25 protein-coding genes and 1 tRNA gene are annotated in these 25,799 nt (G+C 58.5%); 11 read left to right on the forward strand and 15 right to left on the reverse strand.

Features of this window, described 5'->3' with window-relative positions; translation table 11 throughout:
• Nucleotides 1-266 precede the first annotated feature (266 nt).
• From rimK to KUV41_RS16055, 3 genes are read right to left on the reverse strand one after another with little or no spacing between them, the layout of a single operon-like run.
• Entirely contained in the window at nucleotides 267-1,181 is a 915-nt protein-coding gene (rimK, locus tag KUV41_RS16045; RefSeq protein ID WP_206943570.1) for a 30S ribosomal protein S6--L-glutamate ligase, read from the reverse strand.
• Between the two features lie 33 nt (nucleotides 1,182-1,214).
• Nucleotides 1,215-1,652, reverse strand: a complete 438-nt coding sequence (locus KUV41_RS16050; protein ID WP_206943569.1) for an ATP-dependent zinc protease — start codon at nucleotides 1,650-1,652, stop codon at nucleotides 1,215-1,217.
• A gap of 43 nt (nucleotides 1,653-1,695) precedes the next feature.
• Nucleotides 1,696-2,733 carry a DUF3549 family protein gene (locus KUV41_RS16055; RefSeq protein WP_222486753.1) on the reverse strand — a complete coding sequence of 346 codons (1,038 nt, stop codon included), beginning with the start codon at nucleotides 2,731-2,733 and terminating at the stop codon, nucleotides 1,696-1,698.
• Nucleotides 2,734-3,322: 589 nt separating this feature from the next.
• On the opposite strand from KUV41_RS16055, the gene KUV41_RS16060 reads away from it, so the two are divergent.
• From KUV41_RS16060 to KUV41_RS16080, 5 genes are all read left to right on the forward strand, one after another.
• A complete protein-coding gene (locus tag KUV41_RS16060) occupies nucleotides 3,323-4,069 on the forward strand; it encodes an amino acid ABC transporter substrate-binding protein (RefSeq protein WP_206943567.1) in 747 nt (248 codons plus the stop codon).
• Between the two features lie 17 nt (nucleotides 4,070-4,086).
• Nucleotides 4,087-4,761 carry an amino acid ABC transporter permease gene (locus KUV41_RS16065; RefSeq protein ID WP_206943566.1) on the forward strand — a complete coding sequence of 225 codons (675 nt, stop codon included), beginning with the start codon at nucleotides 4,087-4,089 and terminating at the stop codon, nucleotides 4,759-4,761.
• Nucleotides 4,758-5,516 (forward strand): amino acid ABC transporter ATP-binding protein, encoded by a 759-nt coding sequence (locus KUV41_RS16070; RefSeq protein ID WP_222486754.1) that lies wholly within the window; start codon nucleotides 4,758-4,760, stop codon nucleotides 5,514-5,516. Before KUV41_RS16065 ends, KUV41_RS16070 begins: the two co-directional genes overlap by 4 nt.
• Before the next feature lie 63 nt (nucleotides 5,517-5,579).
• Entirely contained in the window at nucleotides 5,580-5,924 is a 345-nt protein-coding gene (locus KUV41_RS16075; protein WP_222486755.1) for a YqcC family protein, read from the forward strand.
• 165 nt (nucleotides 5,925-6,089) lie between these two features.
• Nucleotides 6,090-6,590, forward strand: coding sequence for a gamma-glutamylcyclotransferase family protein (locus KUV41_RS16080; protein WP_222486289.1), 501 nt, complete (start codon nucleotides 6,090-6,092; stop codon nucleotides 6,588-6,590).
• Nucleotides 6,591-6,701: 111 nt separating this feature from the next.
• On the opposite strand, the gene KUV41_RS16085 is transcribed toward KUV41_RS16080, so the two are convergent.
• Together KUV41_RS16085 and KUV41_RS16090 are read right to left on the reverse strand one after the other, a co-directional pair.
• Complete coding sequence (locus KUV41_RS16085; RefSeq protein ID WP_222486756.1) at nucleotides 6,702-7,343, reverse strand: OmpW/AlkL family protein; 642 nt, start codon at nucleotides 7,341-7,343, stop codon at nucleotides 6,702-6,704.
• A gap of 202 nt (nucleotides 7,344-7,545) precedes the next feature.
• On the reverse strand, nucleotides 7,546-8,154 hold the full coding sequence (locus KUV41_RS16090) for an OmpW/AlkL family protein (RefSeq protein ID WP_206943560.1): 609 nt from the start codon (nucleotides 8,152-8,154) through the stop codon (nucleotides 7,546-7,548).
• A 554-nt stretch (nucleotides 8,155-8,708) separates the two neighbouring features.
• On the opposite strand from KUV41_RS16090, the gene KUV41_RS16095 reads away from it, so the two are divergent.
• Nucleotides 8,709-9,002, forward strand: coding sequence for a hypothetical protein (locus tag KUV41_RS16095; protein WP_222238741.1), 294 nt, complete (start codon nucleotides 8,709-8,711; stop codon nucleotides 9,000-9,002).
• Between the two features lie 164 nt (nucleotides 9,003-9,166).
• Here the strand turns inward: KUV41_RS16095 and putP are convergent, their stop codons facing one another.
• The 4 genes from putP to KUV41_RS16115 all read right to left on the reverse strand — a co-directional run bounded on the left by putP (nucleotide 9,167) and on the right by KUV41_RS16115 (nucleotide 15,485).
• Nucleotides 9,167-10,645, reverse strand: a complete 1,479-nt coding sequence (gene putP, locus KUV41_RS16100; protein WP_222163665.1) for a sodium/proline symporter PutP — start codon at nucleotides 10,643-10,645, stop codon at nucleotides 9,167-9,169.
• Between the two features lie 176 nt (nucleotides 10,646-10,821).
• The gene (gene putA, locus KUV41_RS16105; RefSeq protein ID WP_222486283.1) at nucleotides 10,822-14,013 is read right to left on the reverse strand and encodes a bifunctional proline dehydrogenase/L-glutamate gamma-semialdehyde dehydrogenase PutA; all 3,192 of its coding nucleotides are present in this window, start codon (nucleotides 14,011-14,013) and stop codon (nucleotides 10,822-10,824) included.
• A 159-nt stretch (nucleotides 14,014-14,172) separates the two neighbouring features.
• The gene (locus KUV41_RS16110) at nucleotides 14,173-15,021 is read right to left on the reverse strand and encodes an AraC family transcriptional regulator (RefSeq protein WP_206943552.1); all 849 of its coding nucleotides are present in this window, start codon (nucleotides 15,019-15,021) and stop codon (nucleotides 14,173-14,175) included.
• A gap of 92 nt (nucleotides 15,022-15,113) precedes the next feature.
• Nucleotides 15,114-15,485, reverse strand: a complete 372-nt coding sequence (locus KUV41_RS16115) for a hypothetical protein (RefSeq protein ID WP_206943644.1) — start codon at nucleotides 15,483-15,485, stop codon at nucleotides 15,114-15,116.
• Nucleotides 15,486-15,762: 277 nt separating this feature from the next.
• On the opposite strand from KUV41_RS16115, the gene KUV41_RS16120 reads away from it, so the two are divergent.
• The 5 genes from KUV41_RS16120 to KUV41_RS16140 all read left to right on the forward strand — a co-directional run bounded on the left by KUV41_RS16120 (nucleotide 15,763) and on the right by KUV41_RS16140 (nucleotide 21,235).
• A complete protein-coding gene (locus KUV41_RS16120; RefSeq protein ID WP_222486281.1) occupies nucleotides 15,763-16,680 on the forward strand; it encodes a YeeE/YedE thiosulfate transporter family protein in 918 nt (305 codons plus the stop codon).
• A 237-nt stretch (nucleotides 16,681-16,917) separates the two neighbouring features.
• Nucleotides 16,918-17,415 (forward strand): phosphate-starvation-inducible PsiE family protein, encoded by a 498-nt coding sequence (locus KUV41_RS16125; RefSeq protein ID WP_206943550.1) that lies wholly within the window; start codon nucleotides 16,918-16,920, stop codon nucleotides 17,413-17,415.
• 1,057 nt (nucleotides 17,416-18,472) lie between these two features.
• A complete protein-coding gene (locus KUV41_RS16130; RefSeq protein WP_222486757.1) occupies nucleotides 18,473-20,164 on the forward strand; it encodes a glycoside hydrolase family 55 protein in 1,692 nt (563 codons plus the stop codon).
• 92 nt (nucleotides 20,165-20,256) lie between these two features.
• Nucleotides 20,257-20,556, forward strand: a complete 300-nt coding sequence (locus tag KUV41_RS16135) for a hypothetical protein (protein ID WP_206943548.1) — start codon at nucleotides 20,257-20,259, stop codon at nucleotides 20,554-20,556.
• A 169-nt stretch (nucleotides 20,557-20,725) separates the two neighbouring features.
• Nucleotides 20,726-21,235 (forward strand): M15 family metallopeptidase, encoded by a 510-nt coding sequence (locus KUV41_RS16140; RefSeq protein ID WP_224907448.1) that lies wholly within the window; start codon nucleotides 20,726-20,728, stop codon nucleotides 21,233-21,235.
• A gap of 34 nt (nucleotides 21,236-21,269) precedes the next feature.
• Here KUV41_RS16140 and KUV41_RS16145 read toward each other — a convergent pair whose 3' ends face one another.
• From KUV41_RS16145 to KUV41_RS16170, 6 genes are all read right to left on the reverse strand, one after another.
• Nucleotides 21,270-21,665 carry a helix-turn-helix domain-containing protein gene (locus KUV41_RS16145; protein ID WP_206943547.1) on the reverse strand — a complete coding sequence of 132 codons (396 nt, stop codon included), beginning with the start codon at nucleotides 21,663-21,665 and terminating at the stop codon, nucleotides 21,270-21,272.
• Nucleotides 21,666-22,099: 434 nt separating this feature from the next.
• Nucleotides 22,100-22,173 (reverse strand) — tRNA-Gly (locus KUV41_RS16150).
• Between the two features lie 269 nt (nucleotides 22,174-22,442).
• Complete coding sequence (locus tag KUV41_RS16155) at nucleotides 22,443-23,696, reverse strand: PAS domain-containing methyl-accepting chemotaxis protein (protein WP_222486758.1); 1,254 nt, start codon at nucleotides 23,694-23,696, stop codon at nucleotides 22,443-22,445.
• 279 nt (nucleotides 23,697-23,975) lie between these two features.
• A complete protein-coding gene (locus KUV41_RS16160) occupies nucleotides 23,976-24,317 on the reverse strand; it encodes an AzlD domain-containing protein (protein ID WP_206943545.1) in 342 nt (113 codons plus the stop codon).
• Nucleotides 24,314-25,039, reverse strand: a complete 726-nt coding sequence (locus KUV41_RS16165) for an AzlC family ABC transporter permease (RefSeq protein ID WP_222486759.1) — start codon at nucleotides 25,037-25,039, stop codon at nucleotides 24,314-24,316. The genes KUV41_RS16160 and KUV41_RS16165 overlap by 4 nt, the downstream gene beginning before the upstream one ends.
• Entirely contained in the window at nucleotides 25,036-25,602 is a 567-nt protein-coding gene (locus KUV41_RS16170) for a helix-turn-helix domain-containing protein (RefSeq protein ID WP_224907450.1), read from the reverse strand. The genes KUV41_RS16165 and KUV41_RS16170 overlap by 4 nt, the downstream gene beginning before the upstream one ends.
• Nucleotides 25,603-25,799 lie beyond the last annotated feature (197 nt).

The following is a 25,799-nucleotide window of genomic DNA, read 5'->3' on the forward strand; positions in this document are numbered from 1 at the left end:
TGTCAAATATTTATGATTCTTGCCGCGCTGCGCAATTGACTGCGACCTTCGTCTATCTTTGTAAGATATAGCGTCGACTATTTGCGGAAATGTCGCCTTTAGGGACGGCGAAGTCGCGCGAAATAGGTAGCCTGGGCGTCCTCACGTGATCAAGGCGATCATGCTTTCGGCTACCCGGGATCTGGGATGCGGATAACACAAGGGCGACCGCTGATGCGGTCGCCCTTGTGGTGCCCGGCGTTCAGGTCGTCATCGGCGTGACGTCCTCAGCCTTTCGGTTTGGCGGGGGCCCGTGTCCTCGGTCTTGCGGTGGCGCTCTTCTCGAGGTGTTCAATGACCAGGCCGGCGATGTCCTTGCCGGTTGCCGTCTCGATGCCTTGCAGGCCCGGAGAGGAGTTCACCTCCATGACTACGGGACCGTGGTTGGACCGCAGCAGATCTACCCCAGCGACGCGCAGGCCCATGGACTTGGCAGCACGGATCGCGGTGGAACGCTCTTCCGGTGTGATGCGGATGACGCTGGCGCTGCCGCCACGGTGCAGGTTGGAACGGAACTCACCCTCGGCGGCCTGACGCTTCATGGCCGCCACCACCTTGTCGCCGATCACAAAGCAGCGGATGTCGGCGCCCCTGGCTTCCTTGATGTACTCCTGCACCATGATATTGGCCTTCATTCCCATGAAGGCCTGAATCACCGATTCAGCGGCCTGGTTGGTCTCCGCCAGGACCACACCAATTCCCTGGGTCCCTTCCAGCAGCTTGATGACCAGTGGAGCGCCCTTGACCATGGTGATCAGGTCGGGAATGTCGTCCGGCGAGTGGGCAAAGCCAGTCACCGGCAGGCCGATCCCCTTGCGGGACAACAGCTGCAACGAGCGTAGCTTGTCGCGTGAGCGAGTGATCCCGACGCTGTCGTTGAGAACGGTGACGTTCATCATCTCGAACTGTCGCAGGACCGCACATCCATAAAAGGTGACCGACGAGCCGATCCGGGGGATGACGGCGTCGAAGGGCTCCAGCTCTTCCCCCTTGTAATGAATGGAGGGGTGGTGCGAGGCGATGCTCATGTAGCAGCGCAGGGTATCCACGACGCGTGCTGTGTGGCCGCGCTGTTCGGCGGCTTCCACCAGACGACGGGTGGAGTAGAGATTGCGATTGCGGGACAGCAGTGCGATGTGCATGTGCGAGTCTCCAGAGCTGGGGCGGTGGAACCGTCAGGGTTCGCCGTGAAGGAAAGTGGCACCCGGCGCCACCAGCAGGCGGCGTAGGGCACGGCGTCCCAGAAGCATGGGGTGGCGCATATTGCGCCTGTCGGTCAGCGACAGCTCGACGGGAAACTCCAGGTCCCCCATCTGCATGCGTGTGCGCACGAAGTAGCGCCACTCAGCGTGACCATTGGAGCTGGTGACCTTGCGCCGGTCATGCAAGTGCATGCGGTATTGGTGCGCCGGGCTATCAGGCCCGCCCGCGCGACTGACGAAGCTGACCCACAGAATATCGTCTTCCTCGAAGGACTCGATGTCCTCGGCATGCAAGGCTGATGTGCGTGCGCCGGTATCCACCTTGGCACACAGATGCAGGTGCAGGTCCGGCAGGATCACCATCTCGCGACGACCGACAACCGCTTGTGCCTGAAAGGGCAGGTCCTTCATATCGTCTCCTTGTAGGGGTAACCCGAACACACCAGTGGGCAGCTCAATGACCCTGGCGTCCCTTGACGATTGCCAGGCGGCTGGCAGTCGCTGAGCCCTCAGGTGCCTGGCGCAGGGTCATCAGCACCGGCAGGCGTAGCCGCGGGATCTGTGCCAGGTCCCTGGCGAGTGCCATAAAGTCGGCATCCTCGTTGGCTGCCAGTCGCTCGAGAAAGCGGGGCAGGCGTTCGGCGTCCTCTAGATGTTGCCATCCGCGCGCGGCCATGGCCGCCAGCGCATCGGGACCGCAGGCATGGCGGTCGGCCAGTAGTTGATCGAACCAGTCGGCAGCAACCCGACGGGAACCTCCACCGACGGCCCTGATGCAGGCGCAGTAGGTCTCGATATCGCCGTCACGGGCAGCTTGCTCGCCCCGTTGCCGCAGGCTGTCTGCCACGGCCTCATCGATGGCGACATGTTCCAGACAGTAGCATAGCGATGTCAGTACTTCGCTGTGCAGCTGCGGGATTGCATGGCGCAGCTGACGCTCTGTGTCAGTGGACAGTCGCACCACGTAGTCGGCAAGGCCTTGCAGTCCCAGTGCCTGCCAATCATGGCCGGCCTGTCCGGTGAAGAAGGCCTCGACGGGCTCGAGGTGTTCGCTGGCGGGGCGCTCGAGCTCGGCGCTGGCGCGGGCGTGCAACACCGCCTGGAAAGCCAGTGACGGCGTGAAGGCCAGCGGATTGTCCTTCATCAGGTTGTCAATCTCGTCCTCGGCCGATGACTCAAGTTGCTCGGCGCTTCGCCCCAGGGTCGATAGCAGGCGCTCCAGAAAAGCATCCCGTTGAGCCGCATCCAACAAGCCCTGCTCATCCAGCGGAAGGGCCAGAAACCAGATCAATGGGTCCTGCATGTCGCCAAGGCGGAAGACCATGGCCAGCCTGGCCTTGCCTTGCCAGGGTTCTGGCCAGGGCACATCGCCGGCCTCGAAGTCAGCCAGGGTGTCCAGTGAGCAAGGATGTACGCGACGCCCCATATGGTAAAGATGCACATCGGCACCGGTGAGGCGGAAGAAGTCGTGAAGAGAGTGGATCGCTTGCATGGTCGCTCCGGAAGATCAGCGTGCACTCTATCGTGCAGCGGCAGGTCTGTCAGCCGTCTGACCGCTAAATTTACCGCTATGGAATACATGGTGGCACGATCCGCTGGCGATTTTTTGACCAGCTGCCGCTAAAGGCCGCCAGTAGCGCGCTGTGCCAGTCTGTTCAGCGGTTATCCACAGGGACATGCAGGGCTTCTGTGCATGAAAGCGGTCGCTGGTCCCTGTGGGTGTCATGCCTGTCGCTGTTGATAGTGATAAGGCTGCTCTTGCCGCCTAACCACTGCTGCCGGAGGCTCCATCAGGTGTCTCTTCACGTATAGCTCCTCCGCTGTGATGTCCCAGGTCGATGCTGTGGGCGGGACCGACCAGGCGATAGGCGTTGCCAGGAGGGCTGTTGTCTCCTGGTCATAGCCGCAAGCTATGGCTGCTAGGCAGCTTTTCCACTGCGTCTGCTATCTAAATGGAATATAATGGGGGTCGTTTATTCCAAATTATGCTGAGGCGAGGGTGGGCCGTTGGTTGAAATTGTTCAGGTTGCCTCCAACTGTCTCTCCCTTTGCTGTCCATTACTGTCTTGAAGGAGTCGTCCATGGTTCGCCAACTGGCCGCATCTCTCGCTATCGCTGGTGCTCTCGGTCTCGCCAGCAATGCCTACGCTGATCCGCTCAAGGTGGGCATGTCGGGTGGTTATTTCCCCTTCACCTTTGTCGAACAGGACACCCTGAAGGGATTCGAGGTCGACGTCATGGAGGCGGTGGCCGACGAAATGGGCGTTGAGGTTGAGTTTGTCACTGCCAATTTCTCAGGCCTCTTTGGCATGCTGGAGTCGGGCCGTATCGACACCATCGCCAACCAGATCACCATCACTGAGGAGCGCGAACAGAAGTATCTGTTCACGTCGCCCTATGTCTACGATGGCGCCCAGGTGGTTACCCGGGAAGGTAATGACGAGGTGACCGGTGTCGAGGACCTGGCAGGCAAGACGGTCGCCGTCAACCTGGGGTCCAATTACGAGCAGCTGTTGCGTGAGCTCCCTTTCGCTGACGAGGTGGACATTCGCACCTACGAAAGCAATATCGAGCAGGACACCGCGCTCGGGCGTGTTGATGCCTTTGTCATGGACCGCGTCAGTGCGACCCAGGTGATCAAGGAGAAACCGCTGCCGTTGGCCCTCGCCGGCAAGCCGTTTTCCGAGATTCGCAATGCGCTTCCCTTCCGCCAGGAAGACGAGGCACTGCGGGATCAGGTGGATCAGGCGCTCGAGACCCTGCGTGACAATGGCACTCTGGGCGAGATTTCACAGCGCTGGTTTGATGCCGACATCACCACGCCCTGAGTGAGGGTGGCCAGCACATGAAGCTCCTCGATCTCGATTACATGCTTGGGCTGGTGCCCATTCTGTTGAGCTATCTGCCGCTGACGCTAGGCATGGCATTGGCTGGAATGGTGCTGGCCCTGGCCCTTGCCAGTCTGCTGGCGGTGGTTCGGGTCCTCAAGATACCGGTGCTCAATGGATTGACGCTGTGGTTTATCTCGTTCTTTCGAGGTACGCCGCTGCTGGTGCAGCTTTTCCTGTTCTATTACGGGCTGCCCCAAGCGCTGTCCTTTCTGACCGCTATTGATGGCATTACCGCGACCATTATGGGGCTGACCCTGCATTTTTCCGCGTATATGGCAGAGTCCATACGTGCCGCCATTGTCGGCGTCGACCGCAGCCAGACCGAAGCCGCGCTGTCGATAGGCATGACCAATGGACAGCTGATGCGTCGGATCGTGTTGCCCCAGGCAACTCGCATCGCCGTGCCGACGTTGATGAACTATTTCATCGACATGATCAAGGCGACCTCGCTGGCGTTTACCCTCGGCGTTACCGAGCTGATGGGAGCCACCCAGAAAGAGGCGGCGGGCAGTTTTCTGTACTTCGAAGCCTTTATCACCGTCGCGCTGATTTATTGGGCCATCGTGGAGGCGCTGGCGTGGTTGCAGCGACGTCTCGAATACCGACTCAATGAGGCCTATCGGCGATGATCAAGATAGAACAGCTAAGCAAGCGCTTCGGTGATACGCGAGTGCTTGATGGCATCGACCTGAACATCGAGCAGGGCGAGATTATCGTGGTCATCGGGCCGTCCGGTACCGGCAAGTCGACCTTGCTGCGATGCCTCAACTTTCTTGAGCGGCCTGATGGCGGACGCCTTACCCTGGGCTCGCTGAGCCTGGACCTGGCATCTGCCAGCAAGTCCTCCATCCTGGAAGTTCGACGCAGGACTGCCTTCGTCTTTCAGAACTACGCGCTGTTCGCCAACAAGACTGCCCTGGAGAACATCGCGGAGGGCTTGATTGTCGTCAACCGCTGGCCCAAGGCCAAGGCCCACGCCCGTGCCCGCGAGATTCTCGAGCGCATCGGCATGGCGGAAAAGGCGGATGCCTATCCGGCATCGCTTTCTGGAGGGCAGCAGCAGCGCGTGGGTATTGGCCGTGCCATGGCCGCCCAGGCAGAGGTCATTCTGTTCGATGAACCGACCTCGTCACTGGACCCTGAATGGGTAGATGAAGTGCTCGCACTGATGAAGCAGCTGGCCCGGGAGCGACAGACCATGCTGGTGGTGACCCACGAGATGGCATTCGCGAGGGACGTGGCCGATCGTGTGGTGTTCATGGAAGGTGGGCGCATTATCGAGCAGGGGCCACCCTCGGTGCTGTTTACATCGCCCCAGGATCCGCGGACCCGCGATTTTCTACGCAAGGTGCTGCCTGCGGATGACGCACTCTCGCCCGGCTAGGGCGGGCCGGTCCATTGGCTTCAGAGCCCCATCTTTATTCATTTTTAACGACAGGGAGGCTGCATGCCGACCGAACCCACTGTACATGATGATCTTGCCGCGGCCCTGAGGGAGCTTCAGGCCACCATGAAAGCCGCCAACATGTGGCGCATGGACAAGCCTGCGCCGGCGGCATTCAACAGTCAGCAGCCGTTTTGTATCGACACCATGTCACTGCCCCAATGGCTGCGCTTTGTGTTCATTGCACGCCTTGAGGTGCTGGTAGATCAACAGGCAGCGCTGCCCGCCAGCTGTGATGTCGCTCCTGCGGTAGATGCCTATCTGATTCAGGAAGGGGCCAGCGCTCAGGATCGCGTGTTGCTGCGCAAGGTGGTGGAAGATATTGACCGTTTAATCACCGACAACTGAGACCGCACCAGCCTCGGCAGAGCGAGTATCGCCGGTGCGCACCGTGATGCGGATACTGTTCTAGATAGTGTTCTAGATAGCGTTTTAGGTAGTGGTCTAGAGAGTGTCCAGTAGGTCAGCCGACGCTGTCATGAACACTCATGCGTAGATGATGAGGAGCGAAACGTGCCCTGGTACTTTGCCTACGGCAGTAACATGAACCTGGCACGGGTCGAGGCCCGTATCGGAGACACGCGACGCGTGTTGCCTGCGACCCTTGAGGGATACGCCCTGCGTTTCAACAAGGCCTCGAAAGTACCGGGAATCGCCCACGCCAATGTGGTGCCCGCCGCTGGCGAGCGCGTAGAAGGGGCTCTGTTCGAGCTGATGGTGCCTGAGCAGATCGCGTCCATGGATCCCTTCGAAGGCTATCCCCAGGAATACACGCGCCAGCGCTTGCCACTGCAGACGGCCGAGGGGGTGATCGATGCCTGGGTGTATATCGCCAGCGCCGAGCGCCAGGGGGAGGGGCTCAAGCCCGCCCGCGAGTACCTCGAGCACCTGCTGGCCGGTCGTGACTTCCTGAGCGAGGGCTACCACCAGGCGCTGGCAGCGGTGGAGGCCGTCGAGCACCTCGATGATGCCACCCTGGGGCGGTTGGGACTTTCTCGCCACCATCCCCGCTAGAGCCGCTGCCTCGCTCGAGCTTCACGCAGGCTCAGCCACTGGCATCGACAGCACAGCGCCCGCGCCTGCCTGGCAGGAGCGGGCGCTGCATGTATGCGGACGTGCTCTGGATCAGAAGCGGTAGCTGATGCCGGCCATGATCACGTAGGGGTCCACCTCGATCTCGCCGATATCCTCGCCGTTGAGATCGACGTCGCTGTCGATATCCAGGTACCACACCGCCATGTTGGCCGCCCAGTGATCGTCGATCAGCAGGTCCAGTCCCGCCTGGCCAGCCCAGCCCCAGGACTCTTTCAGGTCCAGGTCAGCACCCTGAAGGTCGATGTCTTCATCAGAGAAGTGGGTGTAGTTGACGCCGATGCCGGCATAGGGCTGGACACGGGAAGCGGTGCCACCGAAGGGATAGTATTGCACGGTCAGAGTCGGCGGCAGATGCTCGACGCTCGCGCCAATATCGTTGCCACCCACGTTCAGGTCCACGTCGTGTTCGAACGGCTCGGCGGCCAGCAGTTCGACGCCAAACTTGTCGTGGAAGCGGTAGCCGAGGGTGAAGGCAAAACCGTTGTCGTCATGGACATCGGTGTCCATGGTGCCGCCCATCAAGGAACCGTTGTCGGAGTCAGGCTTGACCTTGGCCACACCGACGCGGGTATAGAAGTCGCCCTTGCCATAGTCGGCAAGCGCTTGTGTGCTGACGAGGGCAGCGGAGCCAAGGGTGGCAATCAGTGCGGTAGTGACCAGGGGATGGCGCATGCAGTTCTCCTTGCGTACTGGCGAATGGGCGGACCCGATGTGAGCCAGTCTATGCTGTAGTGAGAATGCAGTTATTGACCTGCCTCAATACCTCTTTCGGTTCATGCCAATGGATTGGCCAACGAAAACGGCGCCTGGAAAGCCAGGCGCCGTGGTGTCAGCGATCTATGGAAATCAGACGCTGTCTTTCAATTACTTCTGGTTAGAAGCGGTAGGTGACGCCTGCACCGATGGTCATCGGATCGATTTCGGCTTCGCCGACGTCGCTGCCATTCACTTCGATATCGGAGTCGACGTCAGCGTAGCGTGCGTAGGTGCCCACCAGCAGGTTGTCAGTGACGCTCAGGTCAAGACCAACCTGTGCGGCTGCGCCATAGGAGCTATCCAATTCGGCGTTGAAGCTCTCGTCCGAGAAGTGGGTGTAGTTCATGCCCACGCCAACGTAGGGGTGAACACGGGCGTTTTCGACGCCACCCAGCGGGTAGTAGTTGAGCATCAGGTTGACCGGGGTGCGGTCCACGCTACCAATGTTGCCGCCGCCGACAGCAATATCATGCTCCATGGCTTCGGAGCCGTTCAGCTCGACGCCGAACTTGTCGTGGAACAGGTAACCTGCGCCATAGGCAAATCCATTCTCTTCGGAGACATCAATGTCCTGACCAGCGATGTCACCATTGTCTGAAGTGGGATCGGCCTTCTCAAAGCCACCGCGCACATAGAAGTCACCAGCCTGGTAGGCCATGGCGGACTGCGCAGCAAAAGCAGTGGTGGCGAGAAGAGCAGCGGTTCCCATCAGTCGTGTCATTTTCATGGTGGACCTCCTTGATGATCCTATGGCTTCGAAAGGTGAAGCTATGTTGTACAGGGCACAGTTTACGAACAGTGTTTCTAAATGTCTTGTAGAAATAAATAATCGAGTCGATAGGGATAACTAGCGAAAAACTATGGAACTAACGAGCTGGTACCGTGTCACTGAATCAAATCTGTACAACTTTTTTGCACATTTGGGGTGTGTGACGGGCCAAACAGCGGAGTGCCACGAGACAAAAGCTGAGTCCACGGCGCAGGAGCGACGGCCCGAGGGGCAAACGCTAGAGGTCAGAAGGCCAGGTGCCAGAAGGCCAGGGACTAGAAGACCAGGGGATAGCAGTGAGAAAGCCAACACGGGGCGGTCAATTGCCGTGGACGACGCCTCAGGCGAGCAGGGGACACCTGGGCAATGGCAACGGGTGGCCCACGCGAAACCTCGCTGAACGGACGGAAATCGTCTTCACTGTGAGGTAATCATCTACCAATGGCGGGGGCGGCATTGTGATCAGACGTAACCGAAGCCGGTTGCTGGGCGTCTCCAACGTGCCTTGGGGGATGGCAGCCTTAGCGCTGGGCGCCTCCGCCTTGCTGGCGGTGTGGCTGCTGCTGGAGCCCTGGCTGATCAGTGGTCTGACACTGCCTGCTCGTGTGTTGATGGTGGGGCTAGGGCTTTGGGTAGTCGGCGTCGGCTTGGCACTGCCATTGTGCTACCCGTTGGTCACAGCGCCCACTGTCGGCGCGTCTCGCATGCTCATGTGGCTGCGGAGAGCGAGCGCCGCGCCCTGGTACCCCTTGGCCCTGGCGACCTTCGTCACCTTGTTGTTGGCCCGCTCCATTGGAGTGATATAACGGCGACCGAGTGATGCAACGGCCGAGGCGCAGTGAGCAGTGAGCAGTGAGCAGTGACCAGTGACTAGTGACAGGCCAAATACCGCCCCATATGAGAAGGCCGTCCCATATGCAGAAGGCCGCCCATCTGGGCGGCCTTCTGCGTGACGGCTGTCATTCAGCGCTTATGCATCTTCCAGTGTATCGAACTCTTCGGTGATCTCGCGGCTAGGCTCCTGAGTGGCAAGACTCACCACCACGATGGCGATGTAGGCAAAGATCACGCCCGGTACGATTTCATACAGATCAAACAGGCCACCTGACAGTTCAGCCCAGGCCACGACGGTGACGCCGCCGACCACAATGCCGGCCAGGGCGCCCCACTGGTTCATGCGGCGCCAGTACAGCGACATGATCAGGGCAGGACCGAAGGCGGCACCGAAACCTGCCCAGGCATAAGACACCAGACCCAGTACGGTGGAGTCAGGGTTCATGGCCAGCAGGTAGGCGACGATGGCGATACCCACGACAGCCAGGCGTCCCACCCAGACTAGCTCTGATTGGCTGGCATCGGGGCGGAACAGCGCCTTGTAGAAGTCGTCGGTCAGGGCAGAGGAGGACACCAGCAGCTGCGAATCCGCGGTGGACATCACCGCCGCCAGAATGGCTGCCAGCAGAACGCCTGCGACCAGAGGGTGGAAGATGGCGTTGACCATCACCATGAAGATGGTCTCACCGTCACCCAGGTCACGGGTCATGTAGACCAGGCCCAGCAGGCCCACGGCCATGGCGCAGACCAGGCACAGTCCTGACCAGGTCACGGCGATGCGGCGTGCAGTGGGAATGTCCGCTTCGGAGCGAATGGCGGCAAAGCGCGCCAGAATGTGGGGCTGACCGAAGTAGCCAAGGCCCCAGGCCAAGGAGCTGATGATGCCGATGGCACTGAGAGTTTCGCCGGTGGAAGCATCGACGAACCAGCTCAGCATGTCGGGGTTCTCTGCCAGGATCTGCTGGCCGCTGGCACCGAGCCCGCCCAGCTCAGTCAAGGCGATCACCGGAACGATCAGCAGCGCGGCGGCCATCATCAGGCCCTGGATAAGGTCCGTCCAGGATACCGCCAGGAAGCCACCAAAGAAGGTGTAGGAGATGATCGCGAGGGTGCCGACGGTGACCGCGATGGTGTAGTCGAAACCAAATACGGTCTCGAACAGCTTGCCGCCTGCCACCAGACCAGAACTGGTATAGAACAGGAAGAACAGCAGGATGAACACCGCCGAGATGACCCGCAGCAGAGGCGCCTTCTCGCGGAAGCGTTTGGCGAAGAAGTCCGGCAGGGTCAGCGCATCACTGGCCTTGAAGGTATAGATGCGCATGCGGCGTGCGACGATGAGCCAATTCAGCCAGGTGCCGATCAGCAGGCCGACGGCAATCCAGGATGCAGACAGTCCGCTGACGTAAGCGGCGCCGGGAAGACCCAGCAACAGCCAGCCCGACATGTCCGAGGCACCCGCCGAGATGGCCGATGTCCAGGGACCCAGGGAGCGGCCGCCAAGAATGTAGTCTGACAGGTTGGTGGTGCGCTTGTAGGCGATGATGCCGATGACCAGCATCAGTATCAGGTAGAGCGCGAACGTAATGCCAATCGTGGCGTTATTTTCGACCATGGGGTGCGTTCCTTGTGGTTTTTGTCGTGGGTGAATGGCGTTCTCTCGTCACCGTCTTTATAGCAAGACCGATGACCCCTTCAGTGGGCGCGGTGGTCGTTCGCGTCCCTGCGGTGTGGTGGCCTTCCCCGGGGTAACGGAGAAGACCACCGATGCCAGCGGCCGTGGCCGACCGGTCATTCGTCTCCCAGTGCCAGCAGCGACGCATTGCCTCCCAGCGCTGCAGTGTTGTTCGTTACCGTCTTTTCGGTCGCGAAGCGCAGCAGGTAGTGCGGCCCACCGGCCTTGGGGCCTGTGCCGGACAGACCTTGCCCGCCGAAGGGCTGAACGCCTACGACTGCGCCAATGATATTGCGATTGATGTAGACGTTACCAACTCGCATTTTCCGCGCTATTTCAGCGGCAAAGGATTCGTTGCGGCTGTGAACACCAAAGGTCAGCCCGTAGCCACGGCCATTGATGGAGGCAATGACCTTGTCGAGGTCCTTGGACTTCCAGCGCACTACGTGCAATACCGGCCCGAACTGCTCGCGCTCCAGGGCATCGATGCTGTCGATGTTGAAGGCGGCGGGGGCGATAAAGGTCCCATTGCGGGTGTGCTCAGGCTTCAGCGGCGTCTCACTGATCAGGCGTCCCTCGCCCTTGAGCTTGTCGATGTGTGCCTGAAGGTTGCGAGACGCATCCTCGTCGATCACCGGGCCTACGTCAGTACCCAGGTCACGGGGGTCGCCGACGTGCAGCTCTGCCATGGCGCCATCAAGGATTTCCAGCACGCGGTCGGCAACGTCGTCCTGCAGGTAGAGAACGCGCAGTGCCGAGCAGCGCTGACCGGCACTCTGGAAGGCAGAGTGAATCACGTCCGCAACGACCTGCTCTGGCAGGGCGGTAGAGTCCACGATCATGGCATTCATTCCCCCGGTCTCTGCCACCAGGGTAGGCAGTGCAGCGTTCTCACGCTCGGCCAGGGCACGATTAATGATCTGTGCTGTGTCTGTTCCACCGGTGAACACTACCCCGGTGATGCGAGGATCACTGGTCAGCACGCTACCCACGGTAGGTCCATCACCCGGCAATAGCTGGACGACGTGGCGGGGCATGCCGGCCTGATAGAGCAGCTCGACCACGCGATGGGCCACAATCGACGTCTGCTCCGCTGGCTTGGCCAGTACCGTATTGCCCGCAACGGCGGTAGCCACCAGCTGCCCACAGAAGATGGCGACAGGGAAGTTCCAGGGGCTGATGGCGGCGAATACCCCCTTGCCACCCATGTGCAGGCGGTTGGACTCGCCGGTTGGGCCGGGCAGATCAGTAGGCTCGGCAAACAGCTCTTCGGCGCGAACGGCGTAGTAACGACAGAAGTCGACGGCCTCGCGGATTTCATCCACGCCATCGGTCAGCAGCTTGCCCCCTTCGCGAGAACATAGCGCCATCAGTTCCGCCAGGTGCTCTTCCATCAGGTCGGCGAAGCGACGCAGGATATCGGCGCGCTGCTTGACGGGGGTGGCTTCCCAGTCGGGGAAGGCTGCCCAGGCAGCATCAATGGCTTTCTCCGCTTGTTCGCGGGTGGTCCACTGCACGCTGCCGACGGTCTTGCTGCGGTCATAGGGGCTGGTGACCTGATGCGTCTGTGCGGCGTCCTCGGCAATGTCGAAGGCCAGCAGGGGCTGGGCCTTGTAGGTGGTGTCCATGTGCGCGGACATGGCCTCCATCAGCGGCTGGTACTGACTGTTGATGGTCAGGTTGACGCCCTTGGAGTTGGGGCGATGGGCACCGTAGATGTCACGCGGCAGAGGGATCTGCGGGTTGGCGATGGTCTTGTACTGGCGCAGGGTCTCGATGGGGTGTACGCAAAGAGACTCCACCGGCACCTTCGGGTCGACGAGCTGGTGCACGAAGGATGAGTTGGCACCGTTTTCCAGCAGCCGGCGGACCAGGTAGGGCAGCAGGTCCTTGTGTGCCCCTACCGGCGCATAGATGCGGCAGTAGGTGCCTTCGGGCGCGCGCTGAAGTGCGGCATCGTATAGCGCTTCACCCATGCCATGCAGGCGCTGGAATTCAAACGGTCTGCGCGTGTGGTTGGCCTGCTCCAGAATGGTGGAGATGGTGTGGGCATTGTGGGTCGCGAACTGGGGAAAGATGCGGCCCTTGGTGGCGTCCGACAGCAGGAAGCGGGCGCAGGCGAGATAGGCCACGTCAGTGGAGGCCTTGCGCGTATAGACCGGGTAGCCGTCGACTCCCAGCTGCTGGGATTCCTTGATTTCAGTATCCCAGTAGGCGCCCTTGACCAGACGCAGGGGGATTTCGTCGCCCTGGAAGTCGGCCAGACGGTTGAGGTAGTGAAGGACCGGCAAGGCGCGCTTGGAGTATGCCTGTACGACCAGTCCGAAATGGCCCCAGCCCTTGCAAACGTCGCTTTCGTAGACGGCGCGGAAGACCTCCAGGGAGAGCTCCAGGCGGTCGACTTCCTCGGCATCGATGGTAACGGCGACGTCGTTCTCGCGGGCAAGTGCCGCGAGTTCCTTGACGGTGCCGACGAGCTCGTTCAGCACTTGCTCGCGACGGCCGAATTCGTAGCGGGGGTGCAGCGCCGAAAGCTTGATGGACACAGACGGTGCTGGGGTCTTGTCACCCAGCTGACGGCTGGTCTTGCCGACCTGACGGATGGCGGTGGCGTAGTCTTCGTAGTAGCGGCCGGCATCACGGCGAGTACGAGCGGCCTCACCCAGCATGTCATAGGAATAGGTGTAGCCCTTGTCGAACAGCGGCTTGGAGCGCTTGAGCGCTTCGTCGATGTCGCGGCCGAGGACAAACTGCTTGCCCATGACCTTCATCGCCTCAACCATGGCCCGGCGAATCACCGGCTCACCCATGCGATTGACCATCTTGTTGATAAAGCCGCTGGGCTTGCCGTCCTTGGGCTTGTCCAGGCTGACCACGCGCCCGGTCATCAGAAGCCCCCAGGTAGAGGCATTGACCATCCACGACTCGCTCTTGCCGAGGTGCGCTTTCCAGTCCGCGGGACCCAGACGATCTTCGATCAGCGCGTCAGCTGTTTCCTTGTCGGGGATGCGCAGCATGGCTTCAGCCAGACACATCAGCATGAGGCCTTCATGGGTGTCCAGGCTGTACTGCTGCAGCAGCTCGTCGATGGTATCTACTGCGGTGTCCATCTCGCGGACCTCGCGGACGAGTGACGCTGTCTTCTGTGCGACGCGCTCGATGTGCTCGTCCTTGCCATCGATCAGCGCGATCAGCTCACCCACATAAGCGTCTTCCGCGACCACGTAATGGTCGCTGATACGGGTAAAGAGGGTGTCCAGATCCTGCTGCCAGGTGGCGTTGTCGAGCATGTTGTTGGCGTTGAGCATGTCAGTCCCCAAAGAGTGAACCGCCAGGGGGCGGGAAGAGCGAATCGCGATCCGAGTCGCGAAACTTGGGCATGGTGGCAAGCCTAGGTGGCAGACATCTTTCATGCTTGCCATATCCACCGAAGGATTTGCTAAATCCCCGGTCCTTGTGTCTTAACCCTAGCCTTGTTGTGCAGTTTTGGCAGGTTGAGCCGTGTTGGCAGAGAGGTGAGCGTGATTCAACGCGGCAGCGCCGCTCAGGTGGCGTCGTGCTTGGCTGGGCGGGTGGCCAAAGTGCTTGCGGTAGGCACGTGACAGGGCGCTTTGATGGGCAAAACCCGTGAGGGCTGCAATCTCGGAAAGAGGCAGGCGGCTGCGCAGCAACAGCCGTTGCGAGGCCTGAAGGCGTCGGCGCATGACATATTGCCAGGGAGATAACCCTGTCTGGGCGCGGAAACGCTCGGTGAAGTGGGTTTCGCTGAGACAGGCGAAGGCCGCCAGATCAGCGACCTTGAAGCGCCTTGCCAGGTGATCATCGATGTAGCGGTCGAGGGCGCGCAGGTCGATGCGTCGGTGCTGGGCATTGGTTCCGCAGTCAGCCGCTAAGCGCGCATGAAGAGAGCCGAGAAAGGTCGTGGCAAGTCGCTCCTGGTGGAGCGCTGGCACCGGGCCTTCTTCGGCCAGATGGTCAAGCTCTGCCACCAGGAAATCCAGGTAGCGTCTCAGCGGTGCGTCCAGCGTAAAGAAGCGCGGTGCGTCGAACAGGCGCGATAGCTCGTGATGATGGCCGGTCAAGGCGAGGGCGTCATGGGGGAGGTCGACGATCAGTTGGCGGTTGTTGCCAGTGCCAGCGTAGTAGTGCAGATGGTTGGCAGGAACGATGCAACCACAGAAGGGCTCTATGGTGCCGCCAAGGCCCTCGATATCGAAGTCAGCACGACCGGCCAGGGCGATAACGATCTGGTGGTAGTCGTGAGAATGGTGTTGCGTCGCGGTATCCAGGGGAATTCGCCTGATGGCGCTGCTCATCCCATGCCTCCCGCCTAGGCTCATGAAGGGGCTATCATAACTCATCGGTGCACAATTCTCATCGCACACCCGACTTTCGCTACGATCCTGGCTTACGGCTGCTGGCGGCGTTCCTGCAGACGTGTGTGAGCGGCCAGGTGGTCCCGCAATGCCCGCAGGTCCTCATGCCCAGCAGGGTCCAGCAGCGACTTGCCTCGACTGACGCGCCCAAACCGACCGTGCTCTTCTACCAGGTGGCGGGCCCGCCGTCGGATGCCTTCCAGATACTCGTCGTGGCGAATCGGATAGAGGATGACCGCGTTCCACTCATCTTCGCTGACTGTGCTGTCTAGGGCACGGTCGAACAGGTCCAGCAAGTGGCGGGGTTCCGTCCGATATCGCGGTGTACCCGATAACATCAGCACCGCAAGCACCGCCAGAAAGATAACCAAGCAGACGGCAAAAACGAGGAGAAACAAGGACAAGGTCATGGTGGAGCTGCGCAAGAGTGGTGGAAGCGAGCGACGCTGGGACAGCCTCTCATATCTTGGCGTGAATGTCCCGTGACGCGCCTACGCGCTGGGGGACTGTGGTACACCCATCGTGGATTGCATATTGTTACATGATGAATGAATGATCCTACGCAGGGCACATGCGTTGGCTCAGAGCGGCGGCATCACGGGAGACGGCCTGCCCGATGGATGACTCAAGGTTGCCTCTGTCGCATCCGTGGTGGGGATACCGAGACAACGAGGGGTGCTGATGGTATTAGGGGTAACGCTGGTACTGGCAGTGCTGCTCGGTTGGCTGGCCCAGCGAACCGGGCTATGTATGGTCCGAGCGGTACAAGGCCTGCGCATGTGGCGCCCTGGACTGCTACTGACCATTCTGGGCTGTGGCGCCTGGTTCTGGATGATCAGTCCATGGTTGGTGCATTTTCCCCTGGGTGACGTGTTGATGCGGCATGCCGCCGGTTGGCCCTTCGTCCTGGGAGGAGGCTTGTTCGGCCTGGCAGCAGCGGTCAATCATGGCTGCTCGATTTCGACCCTGTCGGCGCTGGCCAGAGGCCAGTGGCATATGCTGGCCACTATTGCCGGCTGGGTCCTGGGATGGTGGCTGTTGTATTGGCTATCCCCCGACATCTCCTATACCACTCTGAACATGACCTTCGCGCCTGCCTGGTGGGCGGTGATGGGGGTCGTCGCGCTATCACTGCTTGCGATCTGGCGCCTTTCTCCTGGTCATCGCCGTATCTATGCTGGCGTGGTGGTGTTTGGCGCTATTGGTGGCGTACTCGGCGCGCTCGAACCCCACTGGTCACCAAGTCAACTGATTCGCGATGTTGCCCAGAGGCCATTGATGGAACACATGCCCATCGACTGGCCAAGCGTCTCGCGAGTGTTGATCAGCGTGTTGATCGTGGCGGGAATGATGGCTGCAGCGCCACGTCGTGGACGCAAGGAGCCTGAGCCCTTCATGGTGGCGCGCTGGATGAAACACCTTGTCGCCGGGGTGGGGATGGGGGTCGGCGCTGCGCTGGCGTTAGGAGGAAATGACCTACAGCTACTGATCGCACTCCCGGCCGGTTCACCCGGCGCGGTCGTCGCCCTCCTGTTCATGATATTGGGGATATGGCTCGGATTGGTGCTGGAAGAGCGTTTCACCCAGCGCTCCCGTTGAGGCGGCATACAGCAAACCTCTGGCCAGTGGCGGGTATGGGGAAACGTCTCAGGCAGTCACGTTGATACCTTTGACGGTAGGCCCAGGCCAAACAGACTACGTTCCTATTGATCATACGTGCGCCGCGCTACCGCCACGATAAACGGCCACCGACATCGCCAGCGCTATTGGCACTATTATCGGCAATATCATCGGCACCGTTTCCCCAAGCCCCGCAATGCGGTTCAGAGGTGAACTATGACCACGACGCCAGGCGATACCTCCCAGAAGGATGTTGCGGATAAGCGCCAACAATTGATTCATGATGAGCTGCCTAAGGAGCATGAGGACCCCCTCATCAGTGCGCTGCATCGTATCATTCGCTTCGGTGTCAAGATCCTCGCTGTGCTAATGGTGTTTGTCATCCTCTGGGGCATTATTGATGTTGTCTATGTACTCTACCAACAGCTATCGTCTCCTCCGATACTACTGCTGGAGGTCGGAGATATCTTTCGGCTTTTTGGCGCTTTTATGGTAGTGCTTATCGCGATAGAAATATTTATTAATATTCGCCTCTATCTGGGTACGGATGTACTTCCCATTCAGCTTGTTATTGCGACAGCGCTAATGGCAATTGCAAGAAAGGTGATTGTCATGGATTTCGATGCGGTCACTCCCCAGTATGTGTTGGCAACCGCTGCCGTCGTGCTTGCGTTGGGAGTGACACACTGGCTAGTGTCTCGAAAGTCTAGGTAAGTCCGTCCAACCTCCATGACAGCATTCGCCGCCGCTAACTCTTGGTGCACACAAGTTCTTCTAAGGGGCCATAGGCTGACAAATGTCCTGCAGACCTTCGCCGCCATGTCAGTAAAATTCGCTCCATTGTTGAAGTATCGGTGAGGTGGTCACGTGGAAATATGTGGAAGTTGTATTTTGTATAATACAGCTATTGGCTGGGCGTGAGAGTGTCATGAATCCCTATTCTTGTCGGTGAGAGCGGGCCAGAGGTGTGGGGAGGGAGCAAGCTTGTCGCTGGCCCGCTGCGCTGTGGGTCAGCATTGCAGTCGCATACAAGTTCGCATCAAGCTGCACATATCGTTTGGTGGAAGGAGTCTAAAAGCGGTGGCCAAGTGAGGTAACGTGGCGCTATCAACGTGGGCTAGTCAGCCTACCATCTTGCGCGTCATACATCGCTCTGATGGGCGATGGTTCGAATTCCTATGTAACACATCCCGTCAACAAGTCATCTTAGATGCATGGACTTTCAGCAACTTATCGCCTTGACGTGGCTGTCTCCTGGCCGAGCCCAGTGGTAGGTGAGTGTTATCTCATTGAAAAGTACAGCGTGCTTTACCTTCAGGGCTTTACGTCATCATGATGGCCAAGGTGGAATGAATATATCCTTTGCCTTTCAGAGGCTTGTATATCTGCGTCTTGGTATCGCACTTATGGATTGTTCGCTAACTGGCGTGCTGCCACCTGGGTAAGTAAAGGATAGATGTAGCTACCCTGTTAGTGGTGGTGAGGTTTACAGTGTGTATTTCGCATAATACATTTCAGAGTGTCGCGTTATCAATGCGACATCATCACCGTGAAGAAGTCGGTATGCCATTGTCAGTTGGGAAGAGTGTTATTGAGCATTGGAGGGCATATCTCTGAAGCACGACCTTGCCAGTTTAACGTTAACCATGGCCTATGAAGCTAACGGGCAATGGAAAGGTGTGGTGCTGGTTGAACTGGCCTGGCAATAACTCGCCTGGCACCGGCGAGAAAACGACATTCGCGCTAGCGAGAATGTCGGGAGCGTACGGAAATGGCTACACACCATATTGATAAACTGTTGTCTGAAGGATCTCCGATTATTGTTCGTGATACCGTCAGGGCGCCAGCGTCGGCGCGGGCGGTTCACGCCGGGACTGTCGAGGTAGGAGATATCGGTAGCGTATCTGTCACGACACCTGCCGGCGGCGTGCCAAGGACCTTGGCCGAGAGATTTCACGAGTACATCAATGTGAAGGACTACGGAGCCGTGGCTGACGGTGTGACCGATGATGGTCCCGCCATTGCAGCGGCCATTGAGGCCGCGGGCATCGGGCAAACGGTGTACTTTCCCAGTGGCGTTTACCTTGTCAGTGCGCCGCTGCTGATCAACAAGGTGGTCTCTCTTAAAGGAGATGGGTCACGTTCAACCGAACTCGTTTTCTTGCAGGGTGGGATTACCCTAGGCACAACGACAGATACGGGAAGGGATACTGCTGTTATCTCGGAGCTAGGGTTTCTTGCCAAGTCGAGAGGCATTCATACTGGCTTAACGCTAGTGTCACATGACCAATCTGGTCCGAAACCCCCAGCCTTCTTCCTCCAAAACCTGAAGTTTCATGGGTTTGATACGTCTTCAGTGGGTGTGAATAATTACGAATGGAAGACGGCAATACGGATGGAGAATGCCGACAAGTCTATTCTTAGTTCTGTCTTTATATATGGTAAAGAGCGCTCCAGTATTGACAACTATGATACCAACACTATTGGCGTAGATGTCTGCAGTAGTACAGGAGTAGTATTCTCTAAAGTCGATGTCTATCGGATGAAGACTGGGTTTTCAATATCCGGACAGAGTGAAGGAGATAATTGGGTCGATGGAGTAGTGGTTGCAGCTAATGTGGGAATTCACTTCCATGACCTGATAACGCCATCGAATAACTTTAGTATACGTGGTGGGCATTATTCCTGTGAGCAGTATGGCATTTGGATGGAGGCCTCTCAAGCAGGTCTACACCATATGAGCAAATACAATAATATCTCTAACTGCTTTTTTCTTCAGCGGAGGTGTGATGGTAGCAGGGCTAACAGCACCAATGGCAAGGCAATGAAGGAGTATTGTGCACTGTTAATGACGACAAGTTACAGTACTCTATCTGATGTGGTGGTGTTGAGTAGCCTTGGCGATGACTTTCGGCCTGATCTCGACCAAAATCGCGGCATTCAGCTGCAGGGCGGGGAATGTAATGTCCTGTCGAACATCGTGTGTGTTCGATCGGGTATATCGGTGGACACGATGGCGTCTAGAGATAATGTCATTACCAACGTGGTAACGGAAGGCGTTGTGGACTCAGCTGTCCAGGGAAATGCTCTGGAGCAGGGGCCCGGGGATGTCTCGCTGACACGCTCAGAGGTAAACGGGTGGTCGTTGTCTTCCCGTAATATTCTATTCTCAGTCGAAGCAGGGCCAGTGCTTAAGCTAATAAATGGTGCTGGAAAAGGGCAGGCAGTCAATCAGCTTGAGGCGTTTTCTACGGGGGCTGATAAGCGCTGGGTGGGTATCAGGGCAACGAGCACAGATGATGCCTATCCAGACCAGGATATCGCGCTCCTATCATCGGGAGCAGGGCATGTCAGGTTCGGGCGCTTTTCGCCAACTACCTCGGCGGCTATCACAGGATCCATCGAGATCAAGGATATGTCGGGAAGGGTCAGGAAACTGGCGGTCGTAGAGGATGTTCATTGACTAGACGGAGGGGCAGTCGCCACCTGACAGGTGATGGCTGCCCGCTGCACGTCTGAGGCATCTGGGTTGGACGAACCTCAGGAATATCAAAAATGGATGGAACTCATGATGCGGTGATGCTGCTTTATACCAGCGGCGCGGTAGCGCTTGGTTCCATCGTCAGATGGTTGGATAGCTTTCGCAAAAGAGACATTACCAAGTTAAATGTGCCTCTTGTTGCAACGGAAGTCTGCGGTGGGATCCTGTTAGTGGTCGTAAGTATAGGATTAAGTGATTACTTCTATCTCAAGAATTGGACAGAAATCGCTGTGGCGGTGATGTTAGGAAGAGTCGGTCCATCCTTTATCGGCCGGTGGGCGATTCATCTGATCGAGCGTATGGTCGTCAAGTAGTTTGCATGGTTAGCCATGATAACCGTCGACAGCCAATCTAGGGCTAACGTACTGGTGTCGTGTGATCGAGGACTTCCTGGTTACATGTTTGAAGCCGACGGCACACAGCGCAGTGATTGATGAGGTGATAATGTTCGAGTGGTACGGTAATGCTAAAAAGTGATCTTGAATGAGTTTTTTGTATGTAAGTGATACGGTGATAGCAGGTGGTGTCATGATGACGACATTAGAGAGAAATAGCAGAAATACCAAAGGAAGTAGTGACTACAACGCTGGGCAGCACGACAGGCCTTCCGGTTTTTCGCTTGGGAAGCGGAGTGTCGACAACCTTGCCGGTGTTCATCCTGACCTGCAAGCGTTGGTGTACCGCTGCATTACGCTAAGTCAGATTGATTTCTTTGTGAATGAAGGCGTTCGAACGCTGGAGAGACAGCGGGCGTTATTGGCATTGGGGGTGACGAAGACGCTCAATAGCCGGCATCTTACCGGGCATGCTGTAGATCTTGTGGCACTCAAGGATGGCCGCGCCTCTTGGGAGTGGCCCGACTATCGGGCGATTGCTGACGCAATGAAAGCCTCTTCCTCGCGGCTGGGCGTACCCGTTGAGTGGGGAGGGGACTGGAAGAGTCTCAAGGATGGGCCGCATTTTCAGCTTCCATGGGAGTACTATCCCTTATAGTCGTTACACGATAACGCGCCAGGGGCTACATGTGTCATGTCGCCCCTTTTCTCTGATCAATCTTGTCGATCAGCTCCAGAAACTGAGTCAGCTGTGAGGCGGTCAGCTCTTTCTGAAAGGATAGCAAGTAATAGCCATTCTCTGTGTTTCGTATATCAATCCACTCGGCGTGCGGCGCTTTTTCATCAGCCTGTGTAATGCCGGTGAGTTCGCCCGGTGTTACTGCAAGAACCTTTGCCAGACGTGTTGCATACTCACTACTGGGTATAGACTTTCCTCTGGCATAAAGGCTGATGCAATTTCTTGGCATATTTGCCTTGCGAGCCAGCTCTGCCTGACTCCAGCCATGGCGATGCATCGCATCAAGCACGAGAGCCTGTACGCGCTCACGAAGATGTGATCTGGCGTCTTTTATGTTTTGATCACTCATATCTTTCCCCTTCCGATAGGTCGTCATTCAACGTTGCCGAGAAAAGGTGTTGTCAAACATTGGTGTTATTGGATATTAAGAGACGGATTTTGGGAGAACAAGCATATAACGGAAGGGGGCGGCCAGCACATTTCTTGAATATGCTAGTCGAGTGGCAGGCATCGGTACGGTAGGAATGATGGGGCCTTCACTATTATTTGGTTCAAGGAACTGCCATTCGTTGCGAGGTGGTGCAGGGAAAGATGATGCATGCCAGGAAGATTGGCGACATCACAGCTGCCTGGGCGAGGGGACATTGATGACTCAATAATGCCGGAAAGGCGTTCGGTAGACACTGCGGAGTCGTGCAAACGAAGCGCTGCTTTTTGCCAATAGCGAGGTGTTGGTTAAACAAGGTAAGAGGTGGTGCGAGAGGACCGGGAGGACGAGGGCGCTGGAGCGGGTGAAGGGAATCGAACCCTCGTCTTAAGCTTGGGAAGCTTCTGCTCTACCATTGAGCTACACCCGCAAGGCGGTTTCGATAGTAAACTCAGTTGCTTAAGCCTGCAAGAAAAAGACGGGGCATGCCGGCTCCGGCCTATCATCACCGCGACCGCCTGGTCGCTATATGGCTGACGCGAGAGTCGCCTTTGTCGTCGATCTTGCCGCCGATGTTGCCGATATGCGGTCCTGTTCCAGCATGCAGGATGTGGCCCCTGAGGGTCCCTTTTACTGACGGGATGGCTGACAGAATACCTGGCAAAGGGCTCAATTCCGCTTCGCCAGGTTCTATGATGGTTAGAGCGCGCTTACCGCAGTGGAAGTGCGACGAGCACCCTCCATGATCTCTTCAATGACCTGCTGGGCGTCGCTGACGCTCGCTTGACTCGATTCACTGACGCTGACGATCTCGGTCATCTTCTTGCTGGCGAGGCGTATCCGCTCGTTATTTTCATGAAGTACGTCGGCGATTCTCGATGCCGCCTGGGTAGACCCCTGGGACAGTGAGCGAACTTCCTGGGCGACCACGGCAAACCCCTTGCCGTGCTCGCCTGCTCTTGCGGCTTCCACGGCGGCGTTAAGGGCCAACAGGTTGGTTTGATGTGCGATGGAGGAAATGGATGCCGTAATGGCGTTGATCGCTCGCGTCTGCTCCTCTAAAGCGATCACGATGGCCTGGGTTGCCTTGATATCCGAGCTGGCCTGCCGGGCAGCGGCTACCGCTTGCTGGAGCTGCTCAAGCCCTCCTGCGGCAATCGACTCGGTCTGCTCCGCCGTGACGCGAGCCGCTTGTGCAGCAGCTCTCGCAGCATCCTCGGTTGCCACCGCTCGGGTAATATCGGTGGCGAATTTGATGATGCGACATACCCTGCCTGCTGCATCGGTCACAGGGTTGTAGGTGGCCTCCAGCCAGATGGGCTGCCCCGTGGCAGTGAACCGCTGGAACCTTCCCTGTTTGTAGTGGTTGCTGCTTAGCTCCTGCCAGAAGTGTGGGTACTCAAGGTAAAAGGCGTCGTCACAGAACATGCGGTGATGCTGGCCCTGAATCTCCTCGAGCGTGTAACCCATTGCCGACAGGAAGTTGGTGTTGGCGTTGGTGATATAGCCATCGGGAGTGAATTCGATCATCGCCATGGAGCCATCCAGGGCGTCGAGAATGGCACTTTGGCCGGCCGCTGAAAGCCGTTGCCGAGTGACGTTGCTGGCGATCTTGAGAATGCGCTTCACCTTACCCCGGCGGTTCTTGATGGGCAGGTAGCTTGCCTCTAGCCAGAGCGTATTACCGTCGGCATCGATGCGCTCGAAGGTACCGCTGGCAGGCTTGCCGTTGGCCAGTGCTTGCCAGAACGCCTGATAGGAAGGCGATGACACCACACTGTCAGGACATAACATGCGGTGATGCTGCCCTTTGACCTGCTCGAGCCGATAGCCAACCGTGCTGAGAAAGTGGGCGCTGGCGTCAAGGATGGTGCCGTTCGGGAGGAAGGTGATGCAGGCGGTGTGGCTGTTGAGCGCATATCGCAGCGCGCTTGTTCTTCTTGCCAGAACCATGGGAAAGCCTCGGAAGCGAAAAGGGGATGCTTCCGAGGTATCGGCGGCAGGGCGCAGGTCTGAAGGACTTTTCTCTCGATATGTCAGTTATTTAGGGCATATCAGGGAAAAATCACGCGTAAACGTTGCAAACGTCATCGGTGGCGATGCTGTGACTCACGCTTTGGCTGTGCTGCTAAAGTATTAGATAAATGAAGTGATTCATGCTTAAGCATTAGTCATGGTTAGGAAGAAGATATAGGGTTGGCGTCAAGGCAGTGCGCTGCTTGGCCGACCGCGTTACAGCCCCGACAACAGTAACGTTGCGCCATAGGCCGCGACGCCCACGGCGACTGGCCAGCCAAGGGATCGAGTCCGACGCCAGGTGATCAAGGTCGCCAGGACTCCCAGCAGGGTAGCGGTCCAGCCAGCCAGGGTGTTCTGGCTCGGTGCAAGCGACACACCCAGCACGGCAGCGATCATCAGAGGCCCCAGTACAGACAGCCACTGTGGCAACGTATCGACGCCCGCTTCAGCGCTTGAACGCGACAGACGTTTGCGCATCCAGATGAGCGGCAGCATGCGCATCAGCAGGGTACCGACGGTGGTGGCGGCGACGGCCAGCCAGAGTTCCATGCTCATGCGCAGCGTCTCCGGGTGGGGGCATGCTTGACGGTGTAGAAGCACAGCGCGCCAGTCAAGGCGGCCAGGGGGATACCCGCATTGGCAATCCCGCCAAGGGCGAGGGCAAGACCGGCAAGCACGGTAACAACGGTGGCGCAGGCCCAGCGAAAATTGCTCATGCGGGGCGCTACCAGAACCAGAAACAGAGCCGGCAAGGCGAACGGCATTACCTCGCCGAGCAATGGCCAGCGCTGGACGACCCACTCTCCTCCTATCGCGCCAGCGGCAGTTCCGACAATCCAGGCGAACCAGGCGAGCAGCGCCGCACCGCTGTACCAGCCCAGCCGCTGCTCGCTGGCCAGCTGTGGCAAGCGTGTCAATGCCAATGCAAAGACTTGATCGGTCAGGCCATGCATCAGCGCAGGCCACCATCGGCTGGAAGACATGTGAGCCGCCAGATTGGGTGCGTAGACCACATGACGCAGGTTGATCAGCAGCGTCATCCCGACCACCAGCCACAGCGGAGCTCCTGCTGCTGCCATGCCGACAAAGACAAACTGGGACGCTCCGGCGTAGATCAGCGTCGAGATGGCGACAGCTTCCCATGTAGTGAAGCCAGCCTGTACGGCCACCAGCCCAAAGGAGATAGCGATGGGAATGTAACCACCCAGCAGCGGAATGGCTTCGCGTACCCCGACCAGCCAGGCGCTCGCGGTCAACGGGGGAGAGGTGGTCGTCATGTCGGTACAGTCCTTGTTGGGTAGACGATGGTGACGATTGCCGAAGAGGCTTGATCCTCGGTGGCGTACAGGTGAGGGCCGTCTGCAGCAAAGCTGTGGCTGTCGCCGGGTGCTAGCGTCCTTGTCAGCTCCTCTGCGCCGGTGCAGAGGCTGCCCGAGATCACGGTGATGGTCTCTCTAACGCCTTTGGGGTGACCGAGACTCCAGCGTTCTACCTGAGCGTCCAGGTGCATCCAGTAGACATCGACGCTGGGGCGGTCGTGTCCCTGGTCGATCAATTGGATCTGCACGCCCTGGTCGTCGAGTACAGCAGTGACGGGCTTGATCAGCGTGCCGAAAGGCACCTCCAACTGTGCCGCCAGTCGCCAGAGGGTATCCAGCGTGGGATTGCCGTTTCCCTGCTCCAGACGACACAGATTCGATTTAGCAATCCCTGCGTCGTTAGCGAGACGTGACAAGGACCAGCCTCGGGTTTCCCGCAACTGCTGAAGGTGGCGACCCAGGGCCTCAGCGTCGATAGAGGCTTCCGGCATGGGGTCCAGGCGGAGGTGGTCGTCAATCATGGGCGCGTTCCATTAGGCGATCGCTCGATGGATGAATCACTGTGACGTTACCGTGTTCGCTCAACGAAGCGTTCGTCGCTTAGGCGCTCGAAGAGTAGAGCGTTCGATAAATAGAACGTTCGATAAATGGAACATAGCCGTCTTTGTGCCGTGTCGTCAACGTGGACGCTGAGCTGTGTTCCGCCGCCGCTCTGAAT

It is taken from the genome of Halomonas sp. DP8Y7-1, assembly GCF_019801685.1.
Classification (GTDB): domain Bacteria; phylum Pseudomonadota; class Gammaproteobacteria; order Pseudomonadales; family Halomonadaceae; genus Halomonas; species Halomonas litopenaei_A.